The sequence below is a fragment of the Nonomuraea basaltis genome, from assembly GCF_005893125.1.
Lineage (GTDB): Bacteria > Actinomycetota > Actinomycetes > Streptosporangiales > Streptosporangiaceae > Nonomuraea > Nonomuraea basaltis.
On sequence record NZ_VCJS01000066.1, the window covers coordinates 52,782 to 60,100 of the forward strand.

Here is a 7,319-nt window from a genome sequence, read left to right on the forward strand (position 1 = left end):
CGATGACGATCGCGATGGGGACCGAGCGTGCGTCGGTCCGGGAGGAGCTGTCCAGCGCGGCCTACGACCTGCTCGTGATCGGCGGCGGCATCCTGGGCACGTCGGTGACCTGGATGGCGGCGCAGGCCGGGCTGCGGGTGGCGATGGTGGACGCGGGCGACTTCGCCGGCGCCACCTCCAGCGCCTCCTCCAAGCTGGTCCACGGCGGCCTGCGTTACCTGCAGACCGGCAACGTCAAGCTGGTCGCGGAGAACCACCGCGAGCGGCGTGCCCTGGCCGCCGACATCGCGCCGCACCTGGTCAAGCCGCTGACGTTCCTGGTGCCCATCTACAAGGGCGGCCCGCACGGGGCCGCCAAGCTGGGCGCCGGGGTGTTCCTGTACTCGGCGCTGTCGGTGTTCGGCGACGGCATGGGCAAGGTGATCACGCCGCACCAGGCCATGGCACGGGTGCCCGCCCTGCGCAGCGAGGGCCTGCGGGCCGCCGCCGTCTACGGCGACCACCAGATGAACGACAGCCGCGTCGCGGTCATGACCGTGCGCGCCGCGGTGGACGCGGGCGCGATCGTCCTCAACCACGCCGAGGTCGTCGGCCTGCGCAAGACCGGCGGCAGCGTGACCGGCGCCGATCTGCGCGACCGGTTCGACGGGACCGAGTTCGGCGTGTCGGCCCGCCTCGTGCTGAACGCCACCGGGCCGTGGGTGGACCACCTGCGGCGCATGGAGGACCCGGACGCGGCGCCGAGCATCCGGCTTTCGAAGGGCGCGCACCTGGTCCTGCGCCGCCACGAGCCGTGGAAGGCGGCGCTGACCACGCCGATCGACAAATACCGGGTGTCGTTCGCCATTCCGTGGGAGGACCACCTGCTGCTCGGCACGACGGACGAGCCCTACGAGGGCGATCCGGCCGACGTGCGCCCCACCGAGGCCGACATCAAGCAGATCCTCGAGGAGGCCGGGCACTCCGTACGCGACGCGCAGCTCAGGCGCGAGGACATCACCTACGCCTTCGCCGGGCTGCGCGTGCTGCCCGGCGGCCCGGGACAGGTGACGGCGGCCAAGCGGGAGACCGTGCTGACCAGGGGCACCGGCGGAATGCTGTCGGTGGCGGGCGGCAAGTGGACGACCTACCGGCACATCGGCAGGCACGTGCTCGACACGCTCGCCCACCTGCCGGGACGGCCGCTGGGCGACGACCTGGCCGACATCCTGCCCGCCATGCCGCTGCCCGGCCTGGCCAGCCCGGACGCGGTCGCCATGCGGCTGTGGACCGACCGGGAGCGGGACGCCCGCATGGATCCCCTGGTGGCCCGGCATCTGGCCACGCACTACGGGTCGATCGCGTTCGATCTGGCCAGGCTCATCCGCGAGGACCCGGCCCTGGGCGAGCGCATCCACCCGGACGGCCCGGACATCTGGGCCCAGGCCGTCTACGCGCGCGACCACGAGTGGGCGGCCACGGTGGACGACGTCGTACGCCGCCGCACGACTCTCACGGTCCGCGGCCTCGACACCCCCGACGTCCGCGCCCGGATCGAGCGGCTGCTCGGCTGAGCAGTTCGGGCCGCTGGGGAGGTGGCCAGGCCGTCTGCCAGGGCAGGGGATAGGCATGCGCACTCCCATAAACGAAGCCCTGATCCGCCACTTCCGCGACCTGCGCGACGGCGTCCACGGCCGGGCCACCACGCGGGAGGACAAAGAGCACCTGTTCGTCACGGCGGTCGAGCTGCTCGACCCCGTGGCGCGGTCGGTGCTCGACGAGTTCAACGCCGACCTGCTGCTCGGCACGGGCGAGGTGGTGGCCAGCGGGGTCACCAGATCGAAGGAGGGCGGGCTCAACGCCATGTGGTCGCTGACCTGGCCCGAGCAACGCGTGAGCCACGTCCAGCCGATCGCGATCGTCGCCCACTACGGCAGCGGCTTCCACCACCCCCATCTACGGGGCAACACCGTCGGCGACTGGCCGATGAACATCTTCGACGCCGCGGACGCGGGGGCACAGGCGAACATCCTGCGGGTGATCGCAGGCGGCGACGCCCACAACCTGGTCTTCCAGGAAAGCTACCGCCTTATCCCTGCCGTGACCCAGTCAGCCGACACGGCCCTCTGACGCCCACCCGCCACGGACGCGGCCACATGACTCAGGCTTCGGTGAAGCCGCGCGCGCGCCCGCCGGCGGATTCGCGGACGGCGGCGGCGACCGCGCCCGCCACGTCCGGATGGAACACGCTGGGGACGATGTAGTTCGGGCCCAGCTCCTCCGGCGTCACCACGGCGGCCAGCGCGCCGGCCGCGGCCAGCAGCATCTCCTGCGTCACCCCACCGGCCTGCGCGTCCAGCAGCCCCCGGAACACCCCGGGGAAGGCCAGCACGTTGTTGATCTGGTTGGGGTAGTCGGACCGCCCGGTGGCCACCACGGCGGCGTGCTCGCGCGCGTCGTCCGGCGACACCTCCGGCTCCGGGTTGGCCAGCGCGAAGACCACCGCGTCCGTGGCCATCGTCGCGATGTCATCACCCGTCAGGATGCCCGGCGCGGACACCCCCACGAAGACGTCGGCGCCCTTGACCGCCCCGCGCAGGTCCCCCGAGTAGCCGTCGGCGTTGGTGTGGTCGGCGATCCAGCGCAGCGACTCGTCGAGGTCGTCGCGCCCCTTGTGCACGGCCCCCAGGTAGTCGCACACGATCACGTTGCGCGCTCCCGCCGCGAGCAGCAGCCGCAGCACGGCGTTGCCGGCGGCGCCCGCCCCCGCCATGGTGATCTTGACGTTCTCGATGCCCTTGTTCACGACCCGCAGCGCGTTCTTCAGCGCCGCCAGCACGCAGATCGCGGTCCCGTGCTGGTCGTCGTGGAAGACGGGGATGTCGAGCAGCTCGCGCAGCCGCCGCTCCACCTCGAAGCAGCGCGGCGCGCCGATGTCCTCCAGGTTGATCCCGCCGAAACCGGGCGCGATTATTTGCACGGTGCGGACGATCTCGTCGACGTCCTGCGTGTCCAGGCAGATCGGCCAGGCGTCGATGCCCGCGAACCGTTTGAACAGCGCCGCCTTGCCCTCCATGACCGGCAGCGCCGCCTCCGGGCCGATGTTGCCAAGACCCAGCACGGCCGACCCGTCGGTGACCACGGCCACCGTGTTCCGCTTGATCGTCAGGCGGCGGGCGTCCTCCTTGTTGCGCGCGATCGCCATCGACACGCGCGCCACGCCCGGGGTGTAGGCCATGGACAGCTCGTCGCGGTTGCGCAGCGGCACCTTCGACACCATCTCGATCTTGCCGCCGAGGTGCATGAGGAACGTGCGGTCGGACACCTTGTGGATGACGACACCCTCGACGGCCTCGAGCTGGTCCACGATGGCCTGGGCGTGGTCGGTGTCCCGGGAGGCGCACGTCACGTCGATGCGGATCTTCTCGTGGCCGGCGTTGGTGACGTCAAGGGCCGTAACGACGCCCCCGGCCGACTCGACGGCATGGGTGAGCTGGCTGACGGCCTTGCCGCCGGCAGGCACCTCAAGCCGCACAGTGATGGAGTAAGACACGCTCGGGACGGTCGCCACGTCAAACGCTCCTTCGGGACTGACCAAGAAGTCCTCCCATGTTAGGGGGCGTTGGGTCAATCCAGTGCCTCGGCCGCGGTGACGATCAGATCGACGCAGGTCGGAACGGGGATCGTGGTGCTGTCGACAACCAGATGATATTGGCAGGGATCCGCCGCATCGGCCCGGTAGAAGTGGCGCCAGTAGGCGTCCCTGGCGCGGTCGTTGTCCTCGATGATCCGGCGGGCCTCGCGCTCGGTGACCTCACCGAGCGTGGCCGTCTGCCGGATCCTGCGCTTGACCGGGGCGTCGAGCCTGACGTGCAGCGCGCCAGGGTGCTCGGCGAGGACCACGGCGCCCGCCCGGCCCAGGAAGACGCCGCCCCGCGCGCGGGCCGTGTCTCTCATCATGCGCTCGGTACGGCGGACGAACTCTTCGGGCGCGAGCGGCATGGCGCCGGGGACGTACATGTCCACGCCCCCGAACGTGACCGTCGGCAGCCGCATCGCCCCCGACAGCAGCCGGCCGAGGCCGTGCTCGGCCCGGTCGTCATGCGCGAGCGCCTCCTCCAGCGTGCAGCCGAGCTCCTGGGCGACGGCGCTGGGGATGGCGCGGTCGACGAAGGGCACGCCGAGGAGCTCGGCCACGGCCGGGCCGATCTGTCCGCCGGCCGTGCCGTACGTCGCCGATATTGTGACGACCCGCATAACCTCAGGTTAGAACAGTGCGCTCGCCAAAGCTCTACGTGCTTTCGCCAAAGATGGGTCTTCTGCGGGCAACGTGTCGAACAAACCGAGCAAATGGCGCCTAGCCTTGTCGCGCTCGTCGCCCGAGGTGCGCTTGACCACCGCGATGACGCGGCCGAACGCCTCGTCGACCGAGCCCGACAGCATCTCCAGGTCGGCGGCGAGCAGTTGCGCGTCGATGTCGGCAGGGTCCTGCAGACGCCGCTGGACGTCGGCGGGGTCGGCGCTCTCCGCGCGCTTGATGAGATTGACACCGGCGAGGCCCATCTTGGCGTCCTCGTCGCCGGGCACGCGGGCCAGCAGCCGCTCGTACGCCGCCGCCGCCGCGTCGAGGTCGCCGCGGTCGATGGCCTGCTCGGCGGCCACCATGTCGGGGTCGGCGGGCGGCCCGGCGGGCTCCTCCTGCTGCTGTTCGCCGGCCTCGGGGGGCCGGGCGTCGGGGTTGGCCTGGTAGAACTGCTCGACCGCGCCCATCAGCTCGTCGAGCCAGCGGCGCACCTCCTGCTCGGGCAGCACCTGCTGGAAGCCGGTGACGGCCTGCCCCTGGAAGATCGCCAGCACGGTCGGGACGGCCTGCACGCGCAGCGCCTGGGCGATCTGCGGGCTGGCGTCGACGTTGACCTTGGCCAGGATGGCCCGGCCGCCGAGGTCGCCGACCACCTTCTCCAGCACCGGGCTCAGCTGGGCGCTGCCCGGCGCCCTCGGTGACCAGAGGTCGAGGACGACGGGCACCTGCATGGACCGGTCGACGACGTCGGTCGTGAACGTCTCCTCGGTCACGTCGACGACCGAGGCCGACGAGGCCGCCTGAGGACCTGCCGCCTCCCGCCTGGCCTGCGCCTCTAGTGCCTGCTTGCGCGCGCCCAGGTCTATCGCTCCGTAGAGCGACCCGGGCTTAGAGAAGTCCGCCATGCCCTTCATCTTGCCGCATGCTGGGGCCCGGGAAGTCACCCGCCGCGACCCGCAGCGTGCGCAACTGGTCGAACATCTGGTGGAGTTCGTCCTCGGCGTACATGCCCAGGCCGAAATCGGCGGCCATCAGGTCGCGGGTGGCCCGGCGAACGACGTCTCTTCCGGCGTCGGTGATCTCGGCCAGGACGCCGCGCCCGTCGCGCGGATTGGGCAGCCGGCGGACGAATCCGGATTTTTCCAGCCTGTCCACCGTGTTCGTGACGCTCGTGGGGTGGACCATGAGCCGTTCGCCGATCTTCGACAGCGGGAGCGCGCCCGTCCTGCTGAAAGTCAGCAGGACCAGCGCCTCGTATCTGGCGAAGGTCAAGTCATATGGCTTCAGGAGCGAGTCAAGCTGCGACAGCAGGATCTGATGCGCTCTCATGATCGAGGTCACGGCCGCCATGGCGGCGGAAGGCCCGAAGTGGGCGCGCCAGCTCTCCGCGGCGCGGTCGATCGGGTCGAACGGCAGGTTGAGCGGCTTCGGCTGCGACACAGCGCTACGGTAGCGCGCCGGTCGTCCCGGTTCGTCTGACTACTTGGAGCGACAGGCTTTCTCCCTTGACCAAGAATCCGGACGTCAATCATCACGCTCAGTTATGGTTCTGGTACGCATGGTGACGCGGAAGCCAAGTCCATCAGCCTGTGGGGACCGGCCGGACCGATCGCTTCCGCCTTGCCGAGGGGCACGGGGGGTGCTTGATGAACTTCAACTGGACAAAGGGTGCGTGAGCACGCGGGCGTTTCACGAGAGGAGCTGAAGCAGAGCGCGGCCGTCACGGTTGCCGTGCTCCTGGCTCTCGGCCTGGTGGCGGCGTGGAACGTCCTGATACCTGGCGTGGACGCGTGGGAGAACATCGTGGCCGCGGTCATCGGCTCGCTCCGGCTGACCGGGCCCGTGGCAGCGGCCTTCGCCGCGTGGGTGGCGCTGCGCAAGCGCAGGGCGCTGCGCGGTCGTTCGCTCACGACGTGGCGGGCGCTCAAGGCGCCACTGGCGATCGTGGTGGTGGTGCTGGGCTCGTTCGGGGCGACGGTGCTGGTGCTGGCGGTCAAGACGGTGCTCACCGATCAGGCGGGCCGGCTGAGCCTTTCGGGGCTGGGCATGGGCATGGCGGGGCTGGCGCTCTACTCGGTGATCGGGTGGGTGGCCGGCTGGGTGCTGCCCAGGGCGTTCACGCCGCCGCTGGCCGGGCTGGCCTGCTACGGAGCGTTCTCGTGGCTGGCCGACGACCGGGGGTGGGCGGACAAGCTGGCGCCCGGCACCGGCGAGCCGTACGACCTGTTCCAGGGGCTGAGCGGGGCGGCGTTCTTCGACCAGACGATCTGGCTGCTCGGCATCACGGCGGCGCTGCTGCTCGGCTGGGCGGCGCTGGTCACCAGGCAGGCGCTGGTGCTGGCGTGCGCGCTGCTGGCGGTGCTGGCGGCGGGGATGGGCGTGTCGCGGGTGCTGACCCAGACGAAGCCGGCCGCCGCCGAGGACATCGCCTACAGCTGTCAGGAGTGGCCGATCACGGTGTGTGTGCATCCCGGGATGCGGGCGGGGCTGACCGAGCTGGGGGCGGCGTTCACGCAGATCGCCTCGCGGCTGGCCGGGACACCCGCGGCGTTCACGCGGGTGGAGCAGCGGCCGCTGGAGGACGAGCTGAAGCCGTCCAACGGGCTGGCGCCGATCCACGTGCCGGATCTGTCCGCGGGGTTCGCGGAGGAGGCGGCGTACGAGTACATCGAGTCGCTGGCCGCCAAGTGCCCGGGCACGGTGGCGGACGGCTACCGGGAGATCGTGATGGCCTGGCTGCGCGGGGAGCCGCTGCCCGGCGGGCCGCTGCCGGAGCACCAGTACGCGGCGTCGTGGTTCTCGTGGCTGAGCGAGCACCAGCGGCGGGAGTGGCTGCGGATGTTCTTCAGCGACTTCCAGAACTGCGGGCTTTCGAGCACGCACTTCGGCGGCGGGCCGGCGCGGGCGCAGGTGGCGCCGCCGGCGTCGGCACCGCCTGCGTCGAGCCACGCCTACCCGGTGTACCCGGACCCCACGGGCACGCCGGCGCAGAACACGGCGCCCGCCGCGCCGGGGTCGGGCTCGGGCCCCGCGGTGG

At 71.2% G+C, this 7,319-nt stretch carries 7 protein-coding genes; 3 read left to right on the forward strand and 4 right to left on the reverse strand.

The features are described 5' to 3' along the window. Positions 1-2: 2 nt before the first annotated feature. Entirely contained in the window at positions 3-1,553 is a 1,551-nt protein-coding gene (locus EJK15_RS28985; protein WP_138713643.1) for a glycerol-3-phosphate dehydrogenase/oxidase, read from the forward strand. Between the two features lie 55 nt (positions 1,554-1,608). Then, positions 1,609-2,109, forward strand: a complete 501-nt coding sequence (locus EJK15_RS28990; RefSeq protein ID WP_138713644.1) for a hypothetical protein — start codon at positions 1,609-1,611, stop codon at positions 2,107-2,109. A 31-nt stretch (positions 2,110-2,140) separates the two neighbouring features. Here the strand turns inward: EJK15_RS28990 and EJK15_RS28995 are convergent, their stop codons facing one another. From EJK15_RS28995 to EJK15_RS29010, 4 genes are read right to left on the reverse strand one after another with little or no spacing between them, the layout of a single operon-like run. Then, on the reverse strand, positions 2,141-3,550 hold the full coding sequence (locus EJK15_RS28995) for an NAD-dependent malic enzyme (RefSeq protein ID WP_138713645.1): 1,410 nt from the start codon (positions 3,548-3,550) through the stop codon (positions 2,141-2,143). 56 nt (positions 3,551-3,606) lie between these two features. After that, complete coding sequence (locus tag EJK15_RS29000; protein WP_138713646.1) at positions 3,607-4,236, reverse strand: cytidylate kinase-like family protein; 630 nt, start codon at positions 4,234-4,236, stop codon at positions 3,607-3,609. A gap of 9 nt (positions 4,237-4,245) precedes the next feature. Then, positions 4,246-5,187 carry a tetratricopeptide repeat protein gene (locus EJK15_RS29005; RefSeq protein WP_138713647.1) on the reverse strand — a complete coding sequence of 314 codons (942 nt, stop codon included), beginning with the start codon at positions 5,185-5,187 and terminating at the stop codon, positions 4,246-4,248. Further along, the gene (locus EJK15_RS29010; RefSeq protein ID WP_138713648.1) at positions 5,171-5,722 is read right to left on the reverse strand and encodes a MarR family winged helix-turn-helix transcriptional regulator; all 552 of its coding nucleotides are present in this window, start codon (positions 5,720-5,722) and stop codon (positions 5,171-5,173) included. Before EJK15_RS29010 ends, EJK15_RS29005 begins: the two co-directional genes overlap by 17 nt. A gap of 228 nt (positions 5,723-5,950) precedes the next feature. On the opposite strand from EJK15_RS29010, the gene EJK15_RS29015 reads away from it, so the two are divergent. Continuing rightward, the coding region (locus EJK15_RS29015) for a hypothetical protein (protein WP_138713649.1) at positions 5,951-7,319 on the forward strand (1,369 nt) is incomplete at its 3' end.

Excerpts from the sequence above, each read along its gene's own strand:
- EJK15_RS28985 (WP_138713643.1), top strand. The coding sequence starts at position 3 with ATGACGATCGCGATGGGGACCGAGCGTGCGTCGGTCCGGGAGGAGCTG.
- EJK15_RS28990 (WP_138713644.1), top strand. The coding sequence starts at position 1,609 with ATGCGCACTCCCATAAACGAAGCCCTGATCCGCCACTTCCGCGACCTG.
- EJK15_RS29000 (WP_138713646.1), bottom strand. The coding sequence starts at position 4,236 with ATGCGGGTCGTCACAATATCGGCGACGTACGGCACGGCCGGCGGACAG.
- EJK15_RS29005 (WP_138713647.1), bottom strand. The coding sequence starts at position 5,187 with ATGGCGGACTTCTCTAAGCCCGGGTCGCTCTACGGAGCGATAGACCTG.